Annotated in this window: 23 protein-coding genes and 1 pseudogene; 10 read left to right on the top strand and 14 right to left on the bottom strand. The window is 64.8% G+C overall.

Going from position 1 to position 23709, the window contains the following annotated elements:
- Window positions 1–19: 19 nt before the first annotated feature.
- Window positions 20–877 (bottom strand): hypothetical protein, encoded by an 858-nt coding sequence (locus B447_RS04405; protein ID WP_002936991.1) that lies wholly within the window; start codon window positions 875–877, stop codon window positions 20–22.
- Window positions 878–1196: 319 nt separating this feature from the next.
- Between B447_RS04405 and B447_RS04400 the strand changes: the two genes are divergently transcribed.
- A complete protein-coding gene (locus B447_RS04400) occupies window positions 1197–2192 on the top strand; it encodes a cytochrome-c peroxidase (RefSeq protein WP_002936989.1) in 996 nt (331 codons plus the stop codon).
- A 121-nt stretch (window positions 2193–2313) separates the two neighbouring features.
- Complete coding sequence (locus B447_RS04395; protein ID WP_002936987.1) at window positions 2314–2547, top strand: YdcH family protein; 234 nt, start codon at window positions 2314–2316, stop codon at window positions 2545–2547.
- A 24-nt stretch (window positions 2548–2571) separates the two neighbouring features.
- Here B447_RS04395 and B447_RS22040 read toward each other — a convergent pair whose 3' ends face one another.
- The 6 genes from B447_RS22040 to B447_RS04365 all read right to left on the bottom strand — a co-directional run bounded on the left by B447_RS22040 (window position 2572) and on the right by B447_RS04365 (window position 9369).
- Window positions 2572–3519, bottom strand: coding sequence for a M23 family metallopeptidase (locus tag B447_RS22040; protein ID WP_083491412.1), 948 nt, complete (start codon window positions 3517–3519; stop codon window positions 2572–2574).
- Window positions 3520–3733: 214 nt separating this feature from the next.
- Window positions 3734–5152, bottom strand: a complete 1419-nt coding sequence (locus B447_RS04385) for a hypothetical protein (RefSeq protein ID WP_232431526.1) — start codon at window positions 5150–5152, stop codon at window positions 3734–3736.
- A 110-nt stretch (window positions 5153–5262) separates the two neighbouring features.
- Window positions 5263–6675, bottom strand: a complete 1413-nt coding sequence (locus B447_RS04380; protein WP_002936982.1) for a YdgA family protein — start codon at window positions 6673–6675, stop codon at window positions 5263–5265.
- 153 nt (window positions 6676–6828) lie between these two features.
- Window positions 6829–7050: a VF530 family DNA-binding protein gene (locus tag B447_RS04375; RefSeq protein WP_002928273.1), complete on the bottom strand. Its 222-nt coding sequence runs from the start codon at window positions 7048–7050 to the stop codon at window positions 6829–6831.
- A complete protein-coding gene (locus B447_RS04370) occupies window positions 7050–8366 on the bottom strand; it encodes an enoyl ACP reductase FabMG family protein (protein ID WP_037982349.1) in 1317 nt (438 codons plus the stop codon). The genes B447_RS04375 and B447_RS04370 overlap by 1 nt, the downstream gene beginning before the upstream one ends.
- 100 nt (window positions 8367–8466) lie before the next feature.
- Window positions 8467–9369 carry a LysR substrate-binding domain-containing protein gene (locus B447_RS04365; RefSeq protein WP_002936974.1) on the bottom strand — a complete coding sequence of 301 codons (903 nt, stop codon included), beginning with the start codon at window positions 9367–9369 and terminating at the stop codon, window positions 8467–8469.
- Window positions 9370–9473: 104 nt separating this feature from the next.
- Here B447_RS04365 and B447_RS04360 point away from each other — a divergent pair, with 104 nt between their 5' ends.
- The 4 genes from B447_RS04360 to B447_RS04345 are packed head-to-tail and all read left to right on the top strand — an operon-like array spanning window position 9474 to window position 13587.
- Window positions 9474–10700 (top strand): M20 aminoacylase family protein, encoded by a 1227-nt coding sequence (locus B447_RS04360; protein WP_002936971.1) that lies wholly within the window; start codon window positions 9474–9476, stop codon window positions 10698–10700.
- Window positions 10701–10710: 10 nt separating this feature from the next.
- On the top strand, window positions 10711–11748 hold the full coding sequence (locus B447_RS04355; protein WP_002936967.1) for a TRAP transporter substrate-binding protein: 1038 nt from the start codon (window positions 10711–10713) through the stop codon (window positions 11746–11748).
- 49 nt (window positions 11749–11797) lie between these two features.
- Window positions 11798–12298, top strand: coding sequence for a TRAP transporter small permease (locus B447_RS04350; protein WP_002936964.1), 501 nt, complete (start codon window positions 11798–11800; stop codon window positions 12296–12298).
- Window positions 12295–13587, top strand: coding sequence for a TRAP transporter large permease (locus tag B447_RS04345; protein WP_002936962.1), 1293 nt, complete (start codon window positions 12295–12297; stop codon window positions 13585–13587). The genes B447_RS04350 and B447_RS04345 overlap by 4 nt, the downstream gene beginning before the upstream one ends.
- Before the next feature lie 66 nt (window positions 13588–13653).
- Here the strand turns inward: B447_RS04345 and arsH are convergent, their stop codons facing one another.
- The 6 genes from arsH to B447_RS04315 form a co-directional block, all read right to left on the bottom strand.
- A complete protein-coding gene (gene arsH, locus B447_RS04340) occupies window positions 13654–14424 on the bottom strand; it encodes an arsenical resistance protein ArsH (protein WP_051018751.1) in 771 nt (256 codons plus the stop codon).
- Window positions 14384–14806 carry an arsenate reductase (glutaredoxin) gene (arsC, locus tag B447_RS04335; RefSeq protein ID WP_002936958.1) on the bottom strand — a complete coding sequence of 141 codons (423 nt, stop codon included), beginning with the start codon at window positions 14804–14806 and terminating at the stop codon, window positions 14384–14386. Before arsC ends, arsH begins: the two co-directional genes overlap by 41 nt.
- Complete coding sequence (gene arsB, locus B447_RS04330) at window positions 14806–15867, bottom strand: ACR3 family arsenite efflux transporter (RefSeq protein ID WP_002936957.1); 1062 nt, start codon at window positions 15865–15867, stop codon at window positions 14806–14808. The genes arsC and arsB overlap by 1 nt, the downstream gene beginning before the upstream one ends.
- 164 nt (window positions 15868–16031) lie before the next feature.
- Complete coding sequence (locus B447_RS04325; protein ID WP_002936956.1) at window positions 16032–16364, bottom strand: ArsR/SmtB family transcription factor; 333 nt, start codon at window positions 16362–16364, stop codon at window positions 16032–16034.
- A 22-nt stretch (window positions 16365–16386) separates the two neighbouring features.
- Window positions 16387–17646: an organoarsenical effux MFS transporter ArsJ gene (gene arsJ / locus B447_RS04320; protein WP_002936955.1), complete on the bottom strand. Its 1260-nt coding sequence runs from the start codon at window positions 17644–17646 to the stop codon at window positions 16387–16389.
- Between the two features lie 5 nt (window positions 17647–17651).
- Window positions 17652–18695, bottom strand: a complete 1044-nt coding sequence (locus B447_RS04315) for an ArsJ-associated glyceraldehyde-3-phosphate dehydrogenase (protein WP_002936954.1) — start codon at window positions 18693–18695, stop codon at window positions 17652–17654.
- Window positions 18696–19000: 305 nt separating this feature from the next.
- Here B447_RS04315 and B447_RS22815 point away from each other — a divergent pair.
- A pseudogene (locus tag B447_RS22815) lies at window positions 19001–19234 on the top strand (hypothetical protein); the annotation flags it as partial.
- Window positions 19231–19461: a thioredoxin family protein gene (locus B447_RS04310; protein ID WP_002936953.1), complete on the top strand. Its 231-nt coding sequence runs from the start codon at window positions 19231–19233 to the stop codon at window positions 19459–19461. The pseudogene B447_RS22815 and the gene B447_RS04310, both read left to right, overlap by 4 nt.
- Window positions 19462–19479: 18 nt before the next feature.
- Here B447_RS04310 and B447_RS04305 read toward each other — a convergent pair whose 3' ends face one another.
- On the bottom strand, window positions 19480–20835 hold the full coding sequence (locus B447_RS04305) for a permease (RefSeq protein WP_002936951.1): 1356 nt from the start codon (window positions 20833–20835) through the stop codon (window positions 19480–19482).
- 478 nt (window positions 20836–21313) lie between these two features.
- Here B447_RS04305 and B447_RS04300 point away from each other — a divergent pair, with 478 nt between their 5' ends.
- Both B447_RS04300 and B447_RS04295 read left to right on the top strand, forming a co-directional pair.
- Window positions 21314–22789 carry a SulP family inorganic anion transporter gene (locus B447_RS04300; RefSeq protein ID WP_002936948.1) on the top strand — a complete coding sequence of 492 codons (1476 nt, stop codon included), beginning with the start codon at window positions 21314–21316 and terminating at the stop codon, window positions 22787–22789.
- A gap of 10 nt (window positions 22790–22799) precedes the next feature.
- A complete protein-coding gene (locus B447_RS04295) occupies window positions 22800–23678 on the top strand; it encodes a universal stress protein (RefSeq protein ID WP_002936945.1) in 879 nt (292 codons plus the stop codon).
- Window positions 23679–23709 lie beyond the last annotated feature (31 nt).

Below are 23709 nucleotides of genomic sequence, written 5' to 3'. Positions count from 1 at the left end.
GAAGCTGTGGCCGACTCGCTCAGTCATATCCCCAGGAACGCATGATCACTGGCATGAGGCGCGGGCGCTGCTCGTGCGCGGCGATCCTGCGCATGCGCGGCTCAATACGCCTGCGGAAGGCGTCGAAGCTCCACCGCCGGACGACGGTAATTGCCTCTTCCCTGAGGTCCTCACTGCACGGCACACGCTCGTACTCGCAGATCTCATGGCGTGCGGGCGCCTCGGCTGGGATGAACAAGGCCGACACCGCTGCATGGGCGTAGGCCAATGCCAAGGAGTCGAAGCGGTTGTCGAGCAACTCCTCGATCCAGTCGAGCCAGAAGTCGACGACGAGGGCCGAAGCAAAGCCACAGCAACACTGCGCCGCCGACGCGACCGTATCCACCGCCAGCAAGGGTCGCACCCCCTCGATCGCGGTTATCAACTGCCGGTCGGCAACCATGAGCGCACCGGCGACCACCGCCCCAGGGTTACCAACAGAGCCCTCGCACAACATCTCGGCAAACTCATGAAAGCTGACGGGGACACCCTGCGGATCGATCGGGGCGCCAGCCATCAGCCGCGCCGCCGCCGCTGCAGCGACGGGCGCGTCGAACTCCTTGCCCAGAATGGTGAGCAAGGCCGACTCGCGAAGCACGAAATTGGGCTCAAGGATGACCCTGTCGATGAAGCTGACCCGCTCCTTCCAGTCCAGACGCGAGCAGAGTACGCCGTAAAGCTGCCCTGCGACGGCCTCCGGCAGCGTGTTGAACGGCGGGGGTAGATCCAGCAGCGCCGAGAGGCAGAGCTCGGTAAAGGCCTCCTTGGACAGGTTGCGCCATGCCCAGGGTTTATGTACCAGTCTCCTGCGTCGCTGCTCATCGAGATCGATGATCATCTGCTCACCTCAAGATCAGCATTTGCCCCAATTCGGGCATTGTGCGAGGGCTGGCGCCAAACATCATCGTGAGATGCGCACACCCCGCAGGCTGCGTATTGTTTACCTTATTCAAGACCCTCGCAACAGCCTGAGAAAAGCTAAACCATACCGGAACTTGCTCAAACGCCAGAATTCGTTCGTCCGTTGATTTTTATCAACTGCAGGCATCGTAACTATTGCTGAAATATGGGTTTACGACCTGTATGCGCCAAGGGTCACGGCGCAGCCCCATTGATCGCACTGTCTTATAATTACCTCTACATCGGAGCGTCTGCACATGAAATACATATTGACCATCTCAATCGCCATCGCGTCGCTTGGCAGCGCCTTTGCAGCCCCCACCGTACGCGATGAGCCGATCCAACCGATCCAGCCCGCCAAGGTGGAGAACCCCGCCAAGGTCGAGTTGGGCAAGAAGCTGTGGTTCGAGCCCCGCCTGTCGATGTCCGGCATCATCTCCTGCAATACCTGTCACAACCTGTCGCGCGGTGGTACCGACAACCTCAAGACCTCGATCGGCCATGGTTGGAAGGCAGGTCCGGTGAACTCGCCGACCGTTCTCAACTCCAGCCTTGCCATCGCCCAGTTCTGGGATGGCCGTGCCGCGAACCTGCAGGAGCAGGCTGCAGGCCCGATCCAGGCCGACATCGAAATGAACATGCCGCACACCCTGGCGCTCGACGTGCTGCAGTCGATCCCGGGCTACGTTGCCGAGTTCAAGGGTGTGTTCGGCAAGGAGCAGATCGACATGGACATGGTGACCAGCGCGATCGCGGCCTTCGAGGAGACCCTCGTTACGCCGAACTCGCGCTTCGACAATTGGCTCAAGGGCGACGACAAGGCACTCGACGCCAAGGAACTCGCCGGCTACACGCTGTTCAAGGAAAGCGGCTGCGTGGCTTGCCACAACGGTCCTGCTGCCGGTGGTACCTCGTTCCAGCGCATGGGCCTGGTCGAGCCGTACCAGTCGACTTCGCCGGCCGAAGGGCGCTCGGCCGTCACGGGGGTTGATGCGGACCGCTTCAACTTCAAGGTGCCGACGCTGCGCAACGTCGAAATGACCTACCCCTACTTCCATGACGGTGAAGCCGCCACGCTGGAGGAAGCGGTGGATATCATGGGGCGCCTGCAGCTTGGTCGTACCTACAACGATGACGAGATCGGCAAGATCGTCGCCTTCCTGAAGACGATGACCGGTGACCAGCCGCAACTCACCATGCCGATCCTGCCGCCGTCGAGCAACGCCACGCCGCGCCCGGATCCCTTCCAGTGAGTAGGCGTCGGGCGGCGGAACACCGCCCGACATATTCGGTGACTGGGCTGCACCGTCCCTGCAGGCTCAGTCACCGCAGGCCATCGTGGATGAGAACTTGAAACCCTGAGGGAGTTAGACCATGTTCCCCGAACATCGTGAATTGATCACCGAGCTCAAGACAAGTGATCGGCATTTCCTGAATCTTTTCGATCGCCACAACGAGCTCGATCAGCGCATCAAGAATTTCGAGATGCATCTGGAGCACCGCACCCACGAGGAGATCGAAGTGCTGAAAAAGGAGAAGCTTCGCCTGAAGGATCAGATCTACGCGATCCTGACGCGCAGCACCGCCGCACGGGAAACGACCGCCTGATTTGCCTCCGTTATCGCCACCCGCTCACCAGACCAAGCCCGAGCGGGCGCTCACAAGCGGCATGTGCGATGCACGGAGCGCCTTGAGCGGATCGAGGGGGCGATCCCTGAAGCGCATCTCGAAGTGCAGATGCACCCCGGTCGACACCCCCGTGCTGCCCATCGTCCCCAGTTCCTGACCCGCAGCAACCCGCTGGCCGTCGCGCACGGCGATGCGCGACAAATGCGCGTATCGCGTCTCGAACCCGAGCGGATGCTCCACGATGACGAGCTTGCCGAAGCCACCGCGTCGACTGGCGAACCTCACCACCCCATCGCCGGCTGAGCGCACGGTCCGGTCGTCAGAGACAAAGTCCGTTCCTTCGTGCGCACCGATCTGTCGCGAGATAGGGTGGCGCCGGACGCCAAAGCCAGAGGTAACCCGCGCGCCACGAACAGGCTCTACGCTTGGGATAGCTGCCAGAAAGGCGCGCAGATCACTGTTAAGCGCGAATAGGTCGAAGGCCCCTGCAGATTGCCCGCCGCCATCGTACGCAACGGTAACCTCCGTTCCATTGCCCTGTGCCAACTCACTCGCTGCGCACGACAACTGACTGCCCATCGACGCCGTATGATGCGAGCACGCTTCCACCACGGGGAGGGCACGATCGACACCGCCCGCAGGCTGATACGCGTCGAGTACGTCGACGAGTTCGGTGGGCTTGAAGCCGATGTCGAACAGGCTGGCAACGAGGCGCTGGTTCTCCGCTTCGAGCCGAAGTCGCTCAGCAGCTTGAGCTTCTAGCTGTGCCTGGATGAGACGCCGCTGACTCGGACTCAGAACCGGAGAGCCAGGCCGCTGGCGAAAGGAAGCTGCCTCTGTCGGCCACAGCGTAGGCGAATATTTCGTTCCCTGTTCTGGCGTCGAGCCACAGCCAGTCACGCCCGCCGCCAGAAGACTCGTCACCAAAGCGCCCAAACGCAGTGCATGCATCGATCACCATTCCACGGAACGTACGGCAACACGCGCACTGCGCTCGCTGACATACAGTACGCCAGCGAACAAATAGCTCACACGCCGTTGGTAATGGCCTGCAAGGCCAGAGAGGCCTATAGTTTACCTTACCATCATGAATTGATCCAGTCTGCCTCTGCCGAGAGCCTGTTAACAGCTACGATAGTTGCTCGCGTCGATATTTACGTAAAGATCAGCCGCGACGGCGACGGCCGACGAGGCACAGCCCGCCGAGTGCGCCGAGCAGCAGCGGCAGGGTGGCCGGCGCCGGGACCGCGTTCGAGCCATCGAAACGGCTGGCCAGCGTGAGCGTATCGAAGCGCGCGTCATCGACGCCGAAGTCCCACTGGCTGAAGTTGCGGAAGGCGCCGCTGACCTTGCCGAAGGCAGTCATGAACGACAGCTCCACCCGCTCGTCTTCGTATACGAAGGACAGCAGGTCGGACAAGGCATAGCTCACGAAGCGCACGCTGTTGATGCCCAGGCCGCCGTCGATCACCCCGGCGCTGAGCACACCGGCCGCGCCGAGGCTGTCGATGAAGACGCCATCATTGCCGGCGCCGAAGAAGACGTCACCGAAGATCTCGCTGCCGCCGGTGAGGGTCAGCGTGCTATCGCCCTGGCCCGGCGCGAGTTCGATCGCCGCCCCACTGCGGCCGACGAGTGTGCCGCTGTTGATGATATCCACGTTCGACTGCGCGGCGGGGTCGGCACCGATGGCACGCGGGCCTTCGATGTAGCCCTCGTTGATGATCGTCAGCGGACCGCTGGGGCGAATCGGATCGACGCCGTTGTCGAATTCCGGATCGATGTCGACGCCGCTGCCCGTGTCGCCGGTGGAGATGATGCGCCCAGTCGCGTAGTTGCGCACCAGGCCTTCGTCGATATCCACGCCGTCATCGCTGCCCTGGATCAGCCCCCAGTTGTGGATCTCGCCAGATGCGAACTGCACGCCGTCCTCGTCATCGATGCCATCGCGCAGCAATACCGTACCGTAGTTCTCCATGTAGAAGTTGCCGCGCGCCTCGACGACCTCTTCGCCGCCGATCAGGGTGCCGTGGTTGATCACACGGGCGCCATCGCCACGCAGTTGCAGGGCGCGTCCGTCGCGCGACTCGATGAGACCGTGGTTGATGACCTCCGCGTTCTCGAAGCCCTCCAGCGAGCGCACGGCCTGACGGCGCGCCAGGATCTCGCCGGTGTTCTCGACCCGCATGCCACCCGTGCCGCCGAGCACCTCGATGGCGCGGTCGCCGCTGCTGATGACGCCGCTATTGACGATGTTCGCGTTGGCACCGTTTACCGCAATCGCGTAGCCGTTGTTGCGGGTGTCGGTGTTCTCGATGCGGCCTGCGTTGGAGACCTGCTGGCCAACGCCGCGAAGGTCGAGCGCAGCAGTATTGCGGTTGGTGCTGGTGATCCCGGCGCCGGCCTGGACCTGCACCTGCAGCGCGTCACGACTGTCGCTGACCGGCACCGAGCCCGGCTCGGCGCAGATCAGCATAGGGGTGCCGTCGATGGCGGTACTCGACGCACAGGTCGGTGCCGCATGAGCAGGATTGAAGGCGAAAGCGGAGAGCAGCGCAACCGAAACGGCGGTCAATCGATTCATCATGGTTCCCTGAGGGGTGTGGGTTGACGGAGACTTCGCATGAAGTCGAACCGCGCACCTTACTCAGGGAAGATGACCCCGCAGTTACACGGGGATGACAGCGTCCGCGCTCAGCGCCCGCCCAGCCCGAACAGGTCGAGCGGCTGGCCATTGATGGTGAGCTGGCCCTTCGAGAGCGCGGCACGGCTGCCGAGCTGGCCACCCTTGCGCACGATGAAGCCCTGGGCCTCGAGCATGTCGAGTTGCTGCTGCAACTGAGCAGCGACGACCGCGGCCTCCTGCGGGGACTGAGCCTGAGCGCCGATGAGGGCGACGACCAGGCCCTGCGGCAAAGAGGCTTCCGCGGCGGCGTTGATCTTGGCGAGCAGCATCATGGGGTTGTTGAGCTCGTCGGGCTCGATGCCCTTGAGATTGACGTGAGCAGACAGCGATGCCGTCCCATGCGGGCTGGTGAAGCTGATGCGGTCGATGCTGAACTCGGGGTCGTGGGCCAGCAGGGTGAGCGCCGGCTCGGCAAGGGGCGCGAACATTGCCGCCGGATCCTCGGCCTGGAGCGCAACCTGGGCGGGGTCGCTGCTGACCTCGATCAAGCTGCGATACAGCTCCATCAGCGTCCGCCCATGCAGATGCTTGATCGAGAAGTCGTAGTGCGCGGGGCCGTAATCGCTGCCCCCGACACGCAGCACCTCCGTCCCCAGCATGGCGATGACATCCACGTAGTCGCCTTCGGCCGAGGCATCGACCTCGTAGCTCAGGCGTTCGAGCTGCAGGTCGGTCCCCGCCATCTCGCCATCATCCTTGCCCTCGGCGTGCAGGGAGGCGATCGTTGCACGCTGCTTGCCGACATAGAGCCAGGCCTCATCGTCGAACAGGCGACGCTGGTCGGCATCGAGCGCCAGCTCCGACATGACGATGCGCAGGCTCGGATCCTCCATCGAGAAGCGGTCGATACCGAGCTTCATCGCGTACTGGCGCATGCCGGGACCGAAATCGATGTCCACTTGAAAGGCGCTGAAGGCGACGCGCAGGGCACGCTCCGTATCCGCCGCGAGTTCGAGCTCCAGTGCCGGCGTCGTCATCCGCGAATGGCCGCTGCCGTCGAACCGGACCACGGTCTGCGCCTGCAGTGCTGGTTTGTCACCCAGCGTCTCCCGCAACTTGGCGCCCGCCTCCCCTTCGACGTCAAGCTCGCTGTCGAGCGTTGCCGCCGCCAGGGTTCCGAGTCGAGGCAGGGGGCCGTGCTGGATGCGGTTGAGCACGCTCATGCGCAGGGGTTCGCCCATCTGCAGCGAGCCATCCTCGGCCGTGACCGTCATGGCAATGTCGAACTTCAGCTTTTCCGTGCTGCTGAAGAATCCACGCTCGTAGACGCGTTCGCTGACCTTGAGCGCTGGGTGGGACTTCATGTCCGCGTAGTGCTCGTCCAGGACTTGCTGGATGCGCGTGCCGGAATACCAGCTTGCGGCGGGATAGATCAACGCGACCGCGACCAGCGCGGCGACGATTCGGGTGGGGCGGCTCATGTGGTGAAACTCCGTGTCTTTGAAGTAATCCAGGGATAGGGGCAGGCAGGTGCGTGGCCGTGCCCCGCGAGCACCCTGGCGCGGCCGAGTATATGCCAGAGCGCTAATCCGGCGACAGCCGCGATGACGACCAAGCGATGCGGGCGCCCCCTGCTAGCGCCGCAGCGACTCCAGGTAGAGCGCTTCGACCTGCTCCCGCGCCCACGGAGTTCGGCGGAGGAACTTCAGGCTCGATGCGACACTGGGTTCGTGATTGAAGCAGCGGATGCTGACCCGCCTGCCGAGCGTCGCCCAGCCGTAGCGGGCGACCAGCTCGGTGAGCATGCGCTCAAGGGTGAGGCCATGAAGTGGGTTGTTGGGCTGGGCCGGTGTCATCAGGCGTGCAGCTGGTTGAGCTGGCGCGCCACGATGTCGTGGTTGAGCCACAGCACCGGGCCGGCGGGCGCCGCGGACTCGCGGAAGATGAGCGCCCCGCTGGCCTCGAGCACCAGCGTGCTGAGCAGGTCGGTGACCAGGGCCTTGCGGTCCTTGTGCATCTGCACGATGTCCTCGGAGGTACCGATCTGCAGGTCGGCCTGCTCCGGGTTGTTCGGCATCGGCCAGGCGTCGAAGTCGTGGAAGGGCTGCATCACGGCACTGGTCTGGAAATCGGCGACCTTTTTCAGCACGTCTTCCAGGGTGACGCCGTCGACCAGCAGGTCGCGACATGCCTGCCACTGCGACTCGGCCCAGGCGCCGCCGCCTTCCTTCCTGAGCGCCTCGAGCAGTGCGATCAGGGGCAGCTCCACGCCGGCGAACACATCGGTGGAGTTGGTGCGGATCTCGGGGCAGTTATAGACCGTGGCCTTTACACCCTGCTCCCACGCCGCCCGCGCAATGCGTTCGAGGCGCATCTTGGCGTAGCCCTGGGTGTAGTTGGTGTAGGTCTGCCACTGATAACGCCCGTCGATGAGGATCTCGGTGCCGTGGTAGCCGTACGCGGTGTAGCGCACCTGGCCGCCCGCGGCCTCGACGCGGGCGCGGATCGCCGCGCTGCCTTCGATCAGGTGCAGGAAGGTGTTGGCCGAAACCTCGTCGAAGTTCTGCAGGATGAGCTTGCCCAGGTCACTGTCGAGCAGGGTCTGCGACGACATGAAGCGCTCGCCGCGGCCCTTGTAGATGCGGTTGGCGATCACCATGAACACCTTGGCCTTGGGGATGCCGCCCGCCATGGTGTGCGCGAAGAGGACATTGCGCCCGTCGGCGATCATGCCGTCGAGCACGGCCATGACCTCGGCCACCCCCTTGCGGAAGCGCTCGGTGCCGATCGCACGGCACTTGTCGATATGCGCCCAGTCGAGCTTGTCCTGCTCCCAGGTCTTGAGCGTCATGGCGTTGAGCAGTTCGGTCGGGGTCGGCTCGCCAGCGGGCGCGTCGAGATCGAAGCCGGCCATCAGCGGCACGTTGATGATCCTGCCGCCCAGGTTGGCCTCGGCCGCTGCCAGTTCCTCGTCGTTGAGCGGACGCAGGGCGTTGTTGTCGTCGCGCCGCCCCACCGTGATGCCGACGATCTGCATGCCGGCCGCACGCGCCTGGTCGACGAGGCCGGTGGCGTATCCGCGCCCGAAGAGCTCGCCGAAGAGCACGAACACGTCATCCTTGCGAAAGAGCTCGGACTGCGGAAGTTGGGTCAGGGGAGTCGGCTGGATCATGATCATGTGGGGCAAGGCCCGGGGCTGGTCTGGTTGGAATCGCGTGATTCTACATCGGCCGCTGGGCTCCACCACCGGCACCTCCAGCGACCAATAGCCCTCATTCGCCGAACGCGCCAGCGAGCCGCCGCCTGAACAGGGCGGCAAGCTTCTTGGCTGCGCTGCCGAGCGGAACCCCACGCAGGGTGAGGATGCCCAGCGGCATAGGTGGCGGCAGCGGTTGCAGCGGCAGGATGCACAGACCGCTGCCGACGAGCGGATCGGCGATGAGGACCTTGGGCCCAAAGCCGACGAGGTCATTGCGGCGTGCGAGCTCGAGGATCAGGAAAGGCGACGAACAGTGGGTCACCTTGTGGGGCACCGGGTAGCCCTGGCGCTCCAGCCATCCGACCAGCCCCATGCTCTGGCTGCCGGCGCTGAGGTTGAGCACCCAGTGCCCCCCCTCCAGCGCCTGCCAGCCTTGCGCACCAGCCAGCGGGTGACTGCTGCGTACGAACGCCACGGCGCCGATCTCGGTGAGCGGCTCAAAGCTGATGTCGTAGGGCAGATCCTCAGGGCTGGCGAGCGCGATGGCGAAGTCGAGGCGGCCTTCGACCAAGCCTGGAAGGGCTTGCACCAGCAGGCCCTCGTGCAGGGTAAGCCTGGCGTCGGGCTGTGTGCGTGAATACGCGGCCAGCACCTCGGGCAGCACGGTGGTGGCCACCAGCGGCGTGATCGCCACCTCCACGTGCGCGCCCGCGCCGCCGCGCATCAGGCGGATCTCTTCGCGGGCCTTGTCCAGCGCAGACAGTGCCAGCCTGGCCCGGCTCAGCAGGGTCATCCCGGCGTCGGTGAATTCGATGCCCTTGTAGCTGCGCAAAAGCAACTCGGCCCCCACGTCCTCTTCGAGCTCGCGCAAGGCCTTGGTCAGTGCGCTCTGGCTCAGGTTCATGTTGCGCGCTGCCGCTCTGATCGACCCGCATTCCGCAACCTGGAGCAAGGCCTTCAGTTGGTGATCCTTCATCCAGGTGATCTTCCTTGGTTGTCACCTCGGAAAAAATATCGCCTTACGGTGTTCTCATCAAGTTTTTAATATCAACACATGAGCTATTTTTATCGAAAGCCGATATGAACGCAGCTGACCGCAGCTCCGCAAACCTGGACCTCGCCGCCATGACCACCTGGCGCCGTGCCATTCACAGGCACCCCGAACTCGGTTTCGAGGAGCACGCCACCAGCGCACTCGTGGCTGAACGACTGCGCACCTGGGGCTATGAGGTACATACCGGCATCGCCGTGACCGGAGTGGTGGGTGTATTGCGTGTGGGTGACAGCCGCGGGCGCACGATCGGACTGCGTGCCGACATGGATGCGATCCCGGTTCAGGAGATGACCGGCCTGCCATGGGCGAGCACCGTCCCCGGCAAGATGCACGGCTGCGGCCACGATGGCCACACCGCGATGCTGCTCGGCGCAGCCCAGGCGCTCGCTGCCCGTGCGCAGCAAGGCGTGTTCAAGGGCACGGGCACCCTGGTGCTGATCTTCCAGCCAGCAGAGGAGCTTGGCGGCGGCGGCGGCGCACGTCGCATGATCGACGAGGGACTGCTCGAACGCTTCCCCTGTGACGTCATCTTCGGCATGCACAATTTCCCGGGCATCCCGGTTGGCGAGGTTCATGTCCGCCCGGGCGCCTTCATGGCCTCCTCCGACAAGGTGCTGGTTCGCTTCATCGGACGCGGCGGGCACGGTGGCATGCCACACATAGCAATCGATCCGACCCTGCCTGCAGCGGCGACCGTGCTCGGGTTGCAGTCCATCGTCGGCCGCAACATCAATCCCAACCACGCCGCAGTGATCAGCGTCGGCCGCTTGCAGGCGGGCTCGACCTACAACGTGATCGGCGAAACTGCCGAGCTCGAGCTCAGCGTGCGTGCGCTCGACCCCGGTGCCCGCGACCTGCTCGAGCGCCGCATCCGCGAGCTCGCCGAGAACCAGGCGCGCGCCTACGGCTGCACTTGCGAGATCAGCCACGAGCGCGGCTATCCGGTCCTCATCAACGCCCCCGCACCAACCGCCTTCGCCGTCGAGGTCGCAGGCAAGCTGTTTGGCACCGATCACGTCGTGACCGACACCCAGCCACTTACCGGCAGCGAGGATTTCGCCTTCATGCTCGAGCAGGTCCCCGGTTGCTACGTACTCGTCGGCAATGGCGACAACGGCCACGCCGAAGGCAGATGGGCAGGCGGCTGCATGGTCCACAACCCGCATTACGATTTCAACGATGCCTGCCTGGCAGTTGGTGCCGGGCTCTGGGTCGGTCTGGTCGAACACTACCTTGCTAACGAAACCCCTTGAGGAGACAAGTATGAGAATCAACAAACTCTTTGCCACCGTATCGGCTGGCTTCGTCCTTGCGATCGGCGCTGGCAGCGCGGCAGCCCAGGCCACCATCACCCTGACCATGTCGAGCTGGGTGTCCCCGACCCACTTCCTGACGCCCGAAGTCTTCCAGCCCTGGATCGAAGACGTGAAGCGTGTCACAGAAGGCCGCGTCAACGTGCGCATCCTGCCCAAGCCGGTCGGCGGCCCCGCCCAGCACTGGGAACTGGCACGCAAGGGCGTGGCGGACATCACCTGGGGCAACTTCACCTACGAGCCCGATCGCTTCAAGGCGCTGTGGTTCTCGGAGATGCCCTTCATCGGCACCAATGCCGAGGCGTCCTCGGTGGCGCTGTGGGAGACCTACGAGAAGTACCTCGCCGGCAAACCGGCCTTCGAAGGCGTGGTCATGCTCGGTGTCGGCCTCTTCGGCGGCGGCCAGATCCACCACGGCAAGAAGGGGATCGTCGAGCCCGACGACCTCAGGAACCAGAAAGTGCGCATGGGCGGCCCCATCCAGAAGCGTCTGCTCGAAGACCTCGGCGCGGTGCCGGTCGCCGGTCCCGGTCCGAAGGCCTACGAACTGCTCGAGAGCGGCGTGGTCGACGCGTCCCTGCACACCATCGAGTCGGTCATCAACTTCCGCGTCGAGGGCAAGCTCAAGCACCACACCATCGTCCCCGGCGGTTTCTACGACGCGAGCTTCTTCATCGTCATGAACGAGGGCAAGTGGAACAGGCTCTCCGAGACCGACCGCAAGGCCATCATGAGCGTGTCGGGCGAGAAGCTGTCGCGCCTTTGGGGCCAGCGCTTCGACGCGCAGAACCAAGCTGGAGAGGCCAAGCTGCGCGCCGAGGGCCACAACTTCAACGAGCCTTCGCAGGCGCTGGTCGAACGCATCGGCGCGGTGCGCGAGCGCATGCTCGCTGACTGGGCAGCCGAAGGGCCGAGCTTCGGTGTCGACAAGCCGATGGAAATGCTCGAGTTCTTCGAGCAGCGCTACAAGGCCCAAGGCAGCCGCTGATCGCCCCGTGATACCGGCAGAGGCCGGCCTCGCCCACAAGGAGAAACACATGGACGCGTATCTGTCCCGCCTGCGCAATGCCGTAGAGTCCTTGCTCATCCTCACCCTGATGGGCATGGTCCTGCTCACCTTCGCCGACGTCACCGGTCGCCGCCTGTTCGGGACTCCGGTCTTTGGCGCCCATGACGCCACCGAGCACCTGATGGCGATCATGGTGTTCTGCGGCCTGCCCCTGCTCACCCTCGCACGCGGCCATCTCAGCGTTGATCTGTTCGACAAGTGGTTGCTGCGCCCGGCTATGGCGTGGTGGCACCGACTGATCTCGGCACTGATGACGGCCGTGCTGCTGCTGATTGCCTACGAGTTCTTCAACGCAGCGATCGAGGCGGGCCAGATCCAGGAGATCAGCCAGGCGTTGTCGATTCCGCGCAGCGGCATGTATGCCTTCATCGCCTTCGCCTCCCTGTTGTCGGCTCTGGCTGCCCTGATCGGCTGCTTTAACCCGCCCGCCTCGCACCCCCAGCACACCACCGAGGAGCACGCCAAATGACCGTCGGTCTGCTTTCCCTTCTGGCCGTGCTGGTGCTGGCCTTCCTGCGCGTACCACTCGCCTTCGCGCTGCTGTCGGTGTCACTCGCTGGCATCAGCGTCGTCATGGGCTGGGACGTCGCCCGTTCGCTGGTGCCGATGACAATCTCCGAGGCCGTGTTCTCCTACGAACTGGCCGTAGTACCGATGTTCATCCTGATGGGCAACATCCTAGCGCGCTCGGGCATCTCGGACGACCTGTTCCGCGCCGCCAATGCCTTCCTCGGCCCGGTGCGCGGGGGCCTGGCGCTGTCGACCATGGTCACCTGTGCGGGCTTCAGCGCAGTGTGCGGCTCCAGCCTGGCCACTGCGGCCACGATGTCGAAGGTCGCCTATCCGAGCATGAAGCGCTACGGCTACTCGGACCAACTCGCCGCGGCCACCATCGCTGCCGGTGGCACGCTGGGCATCCTGATCCCGCCCTCGATCATCCTGATGATCTACGGCATCCTCACCCAGACCAATATCGGCGATCTGTTCGTCGCCGCCGTGATACCCGGCATCCTCGGCCTGCTCCTATATCTGGGCGTGGTCTACGCCATAGCCTGCATCAGCCCGCAGGACGCCCCCCGCGGCGAGCGCACTACCACCGCGGAAAAGCTGCGCTCACTGCGCGGCGTGTGGCCCTTCACCCTGCTGTTCGTACTCATTATCGGCGGCCTGTATGGCAGGCTCTTTACCGCCACCGAGGCTGCGGGCATGGGTGCCGGCCTGGCGCTGATCCTGTCCATTGCGCAGCGGCGAATCGGCTGGCAGAGCTTCCGCCAGATTTTCATCGAGACGGCGATCACCTCGGTGATGCTCTACAGCGTGCTGTTCGGCGCGCTGCTGTTCGCCAAGCTGATCTCGTTCTCGGGCCTGGGCGAAGGCATGCTGGAACTCGTCCAGGAAGCGGGCCTCGGCCCATACCAGACCCTCGCGGCGATCCTGCTCATCTTCCTGCTGCTGGGCTGCGTGATGGAGTCGCTCGCGATCATCCTGATCTGCGTGCCCCTCTTCATCCCCATCCTCATCAGCCACGGGTTCGATTTGGTCTGGTTCGGCATCATCGTCGTGGTGGTCACCGAAATCGCCCTCATCACGCCACCGATCGGCATGAACGTGTTCGTGCTCAAGGCCGCCCTGCCCCACGTCAGGCTCGGGGCAATCTTCCGCGGGCTGTTCCCCTTCGTCGGAATCGACCTTCTGCGCCTGCTGCTGCTGGTCGCTTTCCCCTCGCTCACCATGGGGCTGGTGTGGATGATGAAATAGCAGGCACAAGGATCTCGCAGCAAGGTCTGGCGCATGATGAACTCAGGCAGGCAATCGTCCTCGCGTTCAAATGGCAGACTGGTTCACCCGCGCCGACAGCTCGGCTGCACTCTCCTTGCGCTCGCTGTAGCGATCGACCAGGTAAGGCGCGATGTCGCGCGTGAGCAGGGTGAACTTCACCAGTTCCTCCATCACATCCACCACGCGGTCGTAATAGGCCGAAGGCTTCATGCGGTCATGCTCGTCGAACTCGAGGAAGGCCTTTGCCACCGAAGACTGGTTGGGGATCGTCAGCATGCGCATCCAGCGCCCGAGCACGCGCATCTGATTGACCGCGTTGAACGACTGCGAGCCGCCGCACACCTGCATCACCGCCAGGGTCTTGCCCTGGGTCGGGCGCACCGCGCCGACCGACAGCGGTATCCAGTCGATCTGCGTCTTCATGATGCCGGTCATCGCGCCATGACGTTCGGGCGAGCACCACACCATGCCCTCGGCCCACTGGGTGAGCTCGCGCAGTTCGACCACCTTGGGGTGGGTGTCGGGCGCATCGTCCGGCAGCGGCAGGCCGCTCGGGTTGAAGACCCGCGTCTCGGCGCCCATGGCGCGAAGCACGCGGGCGGCTTCCTCTGCCAGCAGGCGGCTGAACGAGCGCGCCCGCAAGGAACCATAAAGCAGCACGATGCGCGGCGGATGGGTCGACGGCTGGGTAGCCTGCAACTGCGCGGGATCGGGCTCACGGAACAGCGCCGCGTCCACGTTCGGCAGGTCAGGCAGGGACTGGCCGGGCAGCGGCTCAGACACGACGCCCCTCCGCGTCGACGACCTTCTCGCCATCCTCCTTGGTGAAGGCGCCGCGCTGCGGCTGCGGCAGGATGTCGAGCACAAGCTCGGACGGCCGGCATAGCCGCGTGCCGAGCGGGGTGACGACGATCGGCCGATTGATGAGGATGGGGTGGGTCATCATCGCCTCGATCAGCTCGCCGTCGGTCTTCGCCGGGTCTGCGAGGCCCAGTTCGGAGAACATGGCCTCCTTGGCACGCATGATGCCGCGCACCCCGAGACCGGCGGCCGCGATCAGCGCGACAAGTTGCTCTCGGCTGGGCGGGGTCTTCAGGTACTCGATGACGGCCGGCTCCACCCCGCTGTTGCGGATCATCGCCAGCGTGTTGCGCGAGGTACCGCAACGCGGGTTGTGGTAGATCGTGATGTCGCTCATCAGCGTGTTTCCTCTTTCATGACAGCCCGCCGCGCGGCAACGGCGGCAGGGGCGAACCAGTGCGGCGTGCGGTTGACGATGGCCACCAGCGACAGCATCACCGGCACCTCGACCAGTACGCCGACCACGGTTGCCAGCGCCGCACCCGAATTGAGCCCGAACAGCGAGATCGCCACCGCCACCGCCAGCTCGAAGAAGTTCGAGGTACCGATCAGGCAGGCCGGACCGGCCACATTGTGCGGCAACTTGAGCGCCTTGGCGGCAAGGTAGGCGATGAGGAAGATGCCGTAGGTCTGCACCATCAGCGGCACCGCGATCATCGCGATCACCAGCGGCTTGTCGACGATGGTGTTGGCCTGGAAGCCGAACAGCAGCACCACGGTGGCGATCAGGCCGACGATGGACCAGGGCTTGAGCCGGGCGACGAAATCTGCCACCGCCGTCGGCGAACGCCGCTCCAGCGCATGCCGCGTTGCCATGCCGGCAAGCAGCGGCAGCACGACGTAAAGCACGGTGGACAGCACCAGCGTTTCCCAAGGCACGGTGATGTTGGTGACGCCGAGCAGGAAGGCGGCGATCGGCGCGAAGGCGAACACCATGATGATGTCGTTCACCGACACCTGTACCAGGGTGTAGTTGGGGTCGCCCTTCACGAGCTGGCTCCATACGAAGACCATCGCGGTGCACGGCGCCACGCCGAGCAGGATCATGCCGGCGATGTATTCGCTGGCCGACTGCGGATCGACCCAGGGCGCAAACAGGTAGTGGAAGAACAGCACCCCCAGCGCCGCCATCGTGAAGGGCTTGATCAGCCAGTTCACCACCAGGGTCAGGATCAGGCCCTGGGGCTTCTTGCCCACATCGCGCACGGCGTGCCAGTCGATCTGGATCATCATCGGGTAGATCATCACCCAGATGAACACAGCCACCACCAGATTCACCTGCGCGAACTCCAGTCCGGCGATGAGCTGGAACGCACCCGGTGCGACCAGCCCCAACCCCACGCCAGCGAGAATCCCCAGCCCGACCCAGACCGTCAGGTAACGCTCGAACAGCCCCATATCAAGCCTCCGTCGGCAGATGGCCAATGTGGCCAATCTCGTTATTGATGACCAGGCGGTCGTGATTGATCGAGGTCAGGCCGCGTGAGGGCACGCAGTAGATCCTGTCAGACATGGGAGGCCCCTTTTTCGTTATGAGCCCGGATCGGGCGATGTGATTCGACTCAGCAATCGAGCCCGTCGGCGCAGGTATCGACCCCGCACAGTTCAGGCATGCCGGCACAGCATTCTTCGGTGAGATAGGCCACCAGTTCGCGCATCAGCGCCATGTTGGCGCGGTAGCGCTGGAAGCGCCCCTCCTGCTCTGCCGACACCAGGCCCGCATGGCTCAGCGTCTTGAGGTGGAAGGACATGTTGGTGGGCGGGATGTCGAGCGCGGCCGACAGCTCGCCCGCCACCATGCCGGCCGGTCCGACGCGCACGAGCAGGCGAAAGACGTCCAGCCGGATGCCGGAGGACAGCGCCTCGAAGATCGGCAGTGCAGTGTTCTTTTCCATGTTTGTTCTCCAGACCGTCAGCTCAGGTCTCCATCCGGGCGGCGGCGTCACGCACCAGCGGCAATGCCAGCGTCGCCAGCCAGCAGATCAGCAGCATCAGCGCCGAACCCGCAAGCGCGTAAAGCAGCCCGCCCCACTGGTACAGCAGCCCCGACAGCAGCGTGCCGATGAAGCGGCCGAGCGCATTGGCGGCGTAGTAAAAGCCCACGTCCTCAGCCGCCTTCTCCGAGCCCGCGTAGGCGAGCACGAGATAGGAATGCACCGAGGAGTTCACCGCGAAGGCAAAGCCGAACAGCCCCAGGCCGCATACCACCACCCATTCCAGGCTGGGCAGCTGCAGCCACACCGCCACTGCCAGCCCAGCGGGGATCAGCGCCAGCAGCGCCGACCACAAGCGCGCCGCCGGCACCTCACGGCTCAGGCCGTCGGCGCTGCGGCGCACGATGTGCGGCGCGGCCGCCTGCACCAGGCCGTAGCCGATGGTCCACGCAGCGAGGAAGGTACCGACCATGGTGAAGGACCACCCTGCCGAGTACAGGAACACTGGCACACCGACCACGAACCACACGTCGCGCGCGCCGAACAGCACCACGCGCGCCGCGGCCAGCGCGTTGATGCCGGGGTTCTTGGCAAACAGTTCGCGCACCGACTTCGAGGCCTTCCTCTTGCCCATCATCGGCGGCAAGGACAGCAGCACGCCGGCAAGCACCAGTGCCAGCAAACCCGCCATCGCCCACAGCGCGCCACGAAAGCCCAAGGTTTCCAGCAGCAGACCACCGAGAAAGAACCCGAAGCCCTTCATCGCGTTCTTGCTGCCGGTGAACCAGGCCACCCACTTGAAGAGCTGGCCCTGATCCCCGCCCTGAGCCTTCGCCTCGGCCTGAGCCTCGGACTGGGTCAGCTTGATCGCCGACTTGCTCGCGGTCTTGGTCAGATCCTTGGCCACGCCGCAGATGCCCTGCGCCACCACCACCCACGCCACCGCCATCGCCGCCGTCCACCCCGGGTCGAGCAGCGACAACAGCACGAAGCCGACGATCTGCGTCACCAGCCCCACGCTGAGCATGCGCGCGATGCCGTAACGCGTCGCCAGCCAGCCCCCGACCAGGTTCGCCAGCACGCCCGCCGCCTCGTAGAGCAGGAACAGGAAGGCGAGCGTGAACGGCGAATAGCCCAGGCGGTAGAAGTGCAGCAGCACCAGCATGCGCAGCGCGCCATCGGTGAGCGTGAAGCCCCAGTAAGCGGCGGTGACGATGGCGTAGTTGCGCGCAGCGTGTTGCATGATGTTCAGATACCCACGGTTTCCATATGGCAGGCGAGGTCGACCATGCGGCAGGCGTAACCCATCTCGTTGTCGTACCAGGCGTACACCTTGAGCAGCGTGCCGTCGGTGACCATGGTGGAGAGTGCATCGACGATCGAGCTGCGCGTATCGCGGGCGTAATCGACGCTCACCAGCGGGCGCTCCTCGTAGCCGAGGATGCCGGCGAGCTCGCCTTCGGCCGCGGCCTTGAACAGCGCATTGACCTCCTCAGCCGTGGTCGCGCGCTCGAGTTCGAACACGCAGTCGGTGAGCGAGGCGTTCAACACCGGCACGCGCACCGCGTGGCCGTTGAGCTTTCCCTTCAACTCCGGGTAGATCAGCGCGATCGCGGTGGCGCTGCCGGTGGTGGTGGGCGCCAGGCTCATCAGCGAGCTGCGCGCGCGGCGCAGGTCCTTGTGCGGCGCATCGACCACCAGGTTGGTGTTGGTGGGGTCGTGGATGGTGGTGATCTGCCCGTGGCGGATGCCCAGGTTCTCATGCACCACCTTCACCACCGGCGCCAGACAGTTGGTGGTGCACGAGGCCGCGGTCACGATGCGGTCGCGCGCCGGGTCATAAGCTTCGTGGTTGATGCCGACCACCACGTTGAGCACGCCGCCGGTCTTGACCGGGGCAGCCACGATCACGCGCTTGGCGCCGCGGTCGAGGTGGCCCTGCAGGGTTTCGGGGGTAAGGAACTTGCCGGTGCATTCCAGCACCACATCCACACCCAGATCGCCCCAGGGGATCTCGGCCGCGGTAGCGTGCGCGGAGAAGGACAGCCGGCGATCGTCGATGCCGATCGCGCCCTCGCCTTCGGCGGCGATATCCGCACGCCACTTGCCCTGCACGCTGTCGAAGGCGAGCAGGTGTGCAGTAGCCGCTGCGCCGCCCTTCAGTTCGTTGAGGTGCACCACTTCCAGCCGGTTGCCCGCGCGCGGGTCGTCCGCCTGCCGTTCCGCAGCCCCCATCGCGGCGCGCAGCGCCAGGCGGCCGATGCGACCCATGCCATTGATGCCAATCCTCATGTCAATCTCCAATAACACAACACTTTTAGAATAATTGAAATCTTAGCAACGATGTGTGACATGCAGGTTACTGACCACCAACCCGTCCCTTCGTACAGCGGTCACTCCCTGACCGCATCCCCCACGCACCTTCCCCGGCCTGTGCTCGACTAAACTTGCAGCGTTAGCCACATCGCGAAGCACTGCATTGCGGCAACGTCAGCCGCGCCGACCTGCGCTTTTAGTCCGCCCAGTGAGACCCTCGTGATACCAACCGCCGTAGCGCCCGAACAACACCGCCCCAGCGCCACGAGCAGTGCGCTGGCGGTAGCGCAGGCGTTGCCCAGAGCCTTGCCCTGCCCTCCGAACGGCGTGTCCGGGTCGACGACGCCGGTAACGATCTCAAGCTCGACATTCGCGCCTATGCCTATGCAGGCGAGATTCAGCTTGTCGCAGCAAGGCTCTACACGGGGCAGACCACCAACTTCCGTACCGCGGGTGGAGGCTTTGCGCCCGTGTTTCTCACCGACACAATGACCAGCGAAGGAGAAGCATCATGAAGGACATCAAGGTTCTCGGTACCGGTTGCGCCAACTGCAAGAACACGGTCAAGCTCATCGAAGAGGTCGCCGGCGAAATGGGTGAGCAGATTGCGCTCGAAAAGGTCGAGGAGTTACAGAAGATCATGAGCTACGGCGTGATGGCGACGCCAGCTGTCGTAATCGACGGCAGCGTAGTTCATTCCGGCGGCGTACCCGCGCGCAGCAAGGTTGAGGGCTGGTTCTGATCGCGGCGGAGCAGGCGATCAGCCGGGTAGCGAGGAAACCGGCAGCCCCCTCTCCACCCACATGCCGAACAGCATCCCGCTGATCGTCGCCATCACCACGACCAGGGCGACGAACGTCAGCGTCTTCTTCGTGCCCAGCACGCTGCGGATCACCAGCATGTTGGGCAGCGACAGGGCCGGCCCGGCCAGCAGCAGGGCCAGCGCCGGCCCCTGGCCCATGCCATTGCCGATCAGGCCCTGCACGATCGGCACCTCGGTGAGGGTGGCGAAGTACATGAAGGCGCCGGCGAAGGCGGCGAAGAAGTTCGCCGACAGCGAATTGCCCCCCACCGCCCAGGCCACCCATTCCGAGGGGATCAGGCCTTCCTCGCCGGGACGGCCAAGCAGCGCGCCGGCAATCAGCACGCCGATGAGCAGCAGCGGCAGGATCTTCTTCGCGTAGTCCCAGGACGAAGCGAACCAGCCGGCGCCCTCGCCCTTGTCGGTGCTGGTGATCCACGACAGACCGATGATGAGCAGCGCAAAGGGCACGAGCGGCTGTTCGCCGAACACGACCGCCGCTGCCACGCCGGCGGCGACCACCAGCAACACGCGTGTGTGCGACATCTTCATCCAGCCGACGAGGATGGCCGCAAGCGCAATGCCGAACGCCCCCGTGATCCACCACTTGGCCGCGTAGATCGCGTGCCAGGCCCCCTCCTCGACCGCCGGCTTCGCCCAGTTGGCGAACACCAGGATGGCGACCAGCACGCCAAAGAACACCGCGTTCTGCCACAACGGCCGACTCGGGCCCTCGTCAGGCATCACGATCTTGTTATTGAGCTTCTCGAGCTCTTCCTTGCGGTACAGGAAGGCCATCATCAGGCCGATGAGCACGCTGAACACCACGGCACCGATGCCGCGCGCGACGCCGAGCTCCGGCCCCAGGATGCGGGCGGTGAGAATGATCGCCAGGACATTGATCGCCGGCCCGGAATACAGAAAGGCGATCGCCGGCCCCAGGCCCGCGCCCATGCGATAGATGCCGGCGAAGAGCGGCAGCACCGTGCAGGAGCACACGGCCAGGATCGTCCCCGACACCGAAGCCACGCCATAGGCCATGCCTTTGGGTGCAGCCGGCCCGAGGTACTTCATCACCGCCGCCTGGCTGACAAAGACCGCGATTGCACCGGCGATGAAGAAGGCAGGGATGAGGCACAGCAGCACATGCTCTTCGGCATACCAGCGCACCAGATAGAGCGCTTCCCAGAAGGCGTTATGCAGCCGGTCCCAGCCCTGCAGAGCCTCGACCGGCAGGTAGAAGCAGGCGATGAAAACGCCCACGATCAGCGCCAGCGGTTTCCACTCGTTGCGCCAGAAGCTGTTGCCATCCATGGGACACCCCACACAAGAAGCCTCACCGCAATGATGCGACTATTTGGCCGCAAATAGGGCGTCGCCGCGACAACGCCCGGTCGGGTGCCATGACTTCGCTCAGGCCTCGATACAGCCTGCCGACCTTGCTGCGGCGCAGCATCATTGCTAGAATCCGCCACACTTGCGCGGCCCAAGTACTTGCGCCGAGCCGCGCCCCCCCCAGACAAGCCTGCCCACAAGCGACCCATGTAAGCCCTGCCCCAGCCTGCGAGCTGCGCCACCCCTTTCCGCTCGCGCGAGGCTGCTGCAACGAGTTCGCTTGACTCATCCGTGCACGGGCTGCGCAACATGGCCGGCCCGCATCGGCCCCAATCCATGCGGCCGGGCTGCGTGCCCGGCCGTCCAGGGCTCCGCGCTTCAATGCGAATCCGCCTCGCGTGAGTTCATCGCGCCCCTGCCCGGGACGCGCGCAAACTTGATGGACTCATAACGACAAATGAAATCCCTCCACCAGGACTGGCTGTCCAACATTCGCAACGACCTGCTCGCGGGTCTCGTCGTCGCGCTCGCCCTCATCCCCGAAGCCATTGCGTTTTCCATCATCGCCGGTGTCGACCCCAAGGTCGGGCTCTATGCCTCCTTCTGCATCGCGGTGGTCATCGCCTTCACGGGCGGCCGCCCCGGGATGATCTCGGCCGCGACCGGCGCCATGGCGCTGGTGATGGTGACGCTGGTGAGGGATCACGGCCTGCAGTACCTGCTCGCCGCCACCGTCCTCACCGGGGTGCTGCAGATCATCGCCGGCTGGATCCGGCTCGGCCGGCTGATGCGCTTCGTGTCGCGCTCGGTGGTCACCGGCTTCGTCAACGCGCTCGCCATCCTCATCTTCATGGCGCAATTGCCCGAGCTGATCAACGTCACCTGGCACGTGTACGCGATGACCGCCGCCGGCCTGGGCATCATCTATCTGTTTCCCTACATAACCAAGGCGATTCCCTCGCCGCTGGTCACTATCGTGGTGCTGACCGCAGTGGCCATCGTGCTCGACCTCGACATCCGCACCGTGGGCGACATGGGCGAGCTGCCCGACAGCCTGCCGGTGTTCCTGCTCCCCGACGTGCCGCTCAACCTGGAGACGCTGGCGATCATCTTCCCCTACTCGCTGACGCTGATGGTGGTGGGCTTGCTCGAGTCGCTGATGACCGCGACCATCGTCGACGATCTCACCGACACCACCAGCAACAAGAACCGCGAATGCGTCGGCCAAGGCGTGGCCAACATCGCCAGCGGCTTCATCGGTGGCATGGCCGGCTGCGCGATGATCGGCCAGTCGGTAATCAACGTGAAGTCCGGCGGCCGCGGCCGGCTGTCGACGCTGTCGGCAGGCCTGTTCCTGCTCGCATTGCTGATGCTGGTGGGCGACTGGGTGGCGCAGATCCCGATGGCGGCGCTGGTGGCGGTGATGATCATGGTGTCGATCGGCACCTTCGACTGGAACTCGATCCGCAAGCTGCGCGAACACCCGCCCAGCTCCAGCATCGTGATGATGGCTACGGTGGCGGTCACCGTCGCCACCCACGATCTGGCCCAGGGCGTGCTGGTCGGCGTACTGGCCTCGGGCTTTTTCTTCGCGCACAAGGTGGGGCGCATCCTGAGGGTGCGCTCGATTGCCGAGGACGAAGGGCGTCAGCGCCGCTACACCGTCACCGGGCAGGTGTTCTTCGCCTCGGCCGACGCCTTCATCGCCAGCTTCGACTTCCGCGAAGTGATCGACAAGGTGGTGATCGACGTCTCGCGCGCCCACTTCTGGGACATCACTGCGGTCAGCGCACTGGACAAGGTGGTGGTGAAGTTCCGCCGCGAAGGCACCGATGTCGAAGTCGTCGGCCTCAACGAAGCCAGCGCGACGATGGTCGACAAGTTCGGCGTGCACGACAAGAGCGACGGCACCGACCTGCTCACCGGCCACTGAGGAGAACAGCATGAACAAGCAAGACAGAAAAGTGCTGGCCTGCGTGGACCAGTCCCACTTTGCCGACACCGTCGCCGACTACGCAGCCTGGGCCGCGCGCCGCATGGACGCACCGCTCGAGCTCCTGCACGTGATCGACCGCCACCTCGAGCAAGGCTCGGGCGACGACCACAGCGGCGCCATCGGCTTCAACGCGCAGGAACACCTGCTGCACAGCCTCAGCGACAAGGACGCCGCCCTCGCCCGCAGCAAGCGCGAGCAGGGGCGCATCTTCCTCAACCATCTGCGCGAACGCGCACTGGCTGCAGGCGCCCCCTCGGCCGACATGCGCCAGCGCCACGGCGCGCTCGACGACACCCTGGCCGAACAGGAGGACAACGTACGCCTCTTCGTCTTCGGTCGGCGCGGTGCCTCGGCCGCAAAAACGCGGCCGGAAGGATCGAACACGCTCGGCCGTAATGTCGAGCGCGTGGTGCGCGCCATCCACAAGCCCATCCTCACCGTCACCGAGGGCTTCAAGGAGCCCGCACGCGTGATGCTCGCCTACGACGGCAGCGCGGTGACGCGCAAGGGCGTGGACATGATCGCCGGCAGCCCGCTGTTCAAGGGCCTGCCGATCCACATCGTGATGGCTGGCAAGGACAGCGCAGACGCACCGAAGCAGGTCGCCTGGGCAAAGGACACCCTCACCGCCGCGGGCTTCGAGGTGGTCGCCGACATCCTCCCGGGCGACCCCGAAGCGGTGATTTCACGCGAGGTCAAGGCGCGCAACATCGACATGCTGCTCATGGGTGCCTACGCGCATTCGCCACTGCGCGCGCTGCTGTTCGGGAGCAAGACCACCGACCTGCTGCGCGCCGCCACTATCCCGACCCTGCTGTTGCGCTAAATTGGGCAGGCCTTCGAGCCAGACAGGGCCG

It is taken from the genome of Thauera sp. 27 (assembly GCF_000310125.2).
Classification (GTDB): domain Bacteria; phylum Pseudomonadota; class Gammaproteobacteria; order Burkholderiales; family Rhodocyclaceae; genus Thauera; species Thauera mechernichensis.
This window is presented reverse-complemented; position numbering and strand designations above follow the sequence as displayed.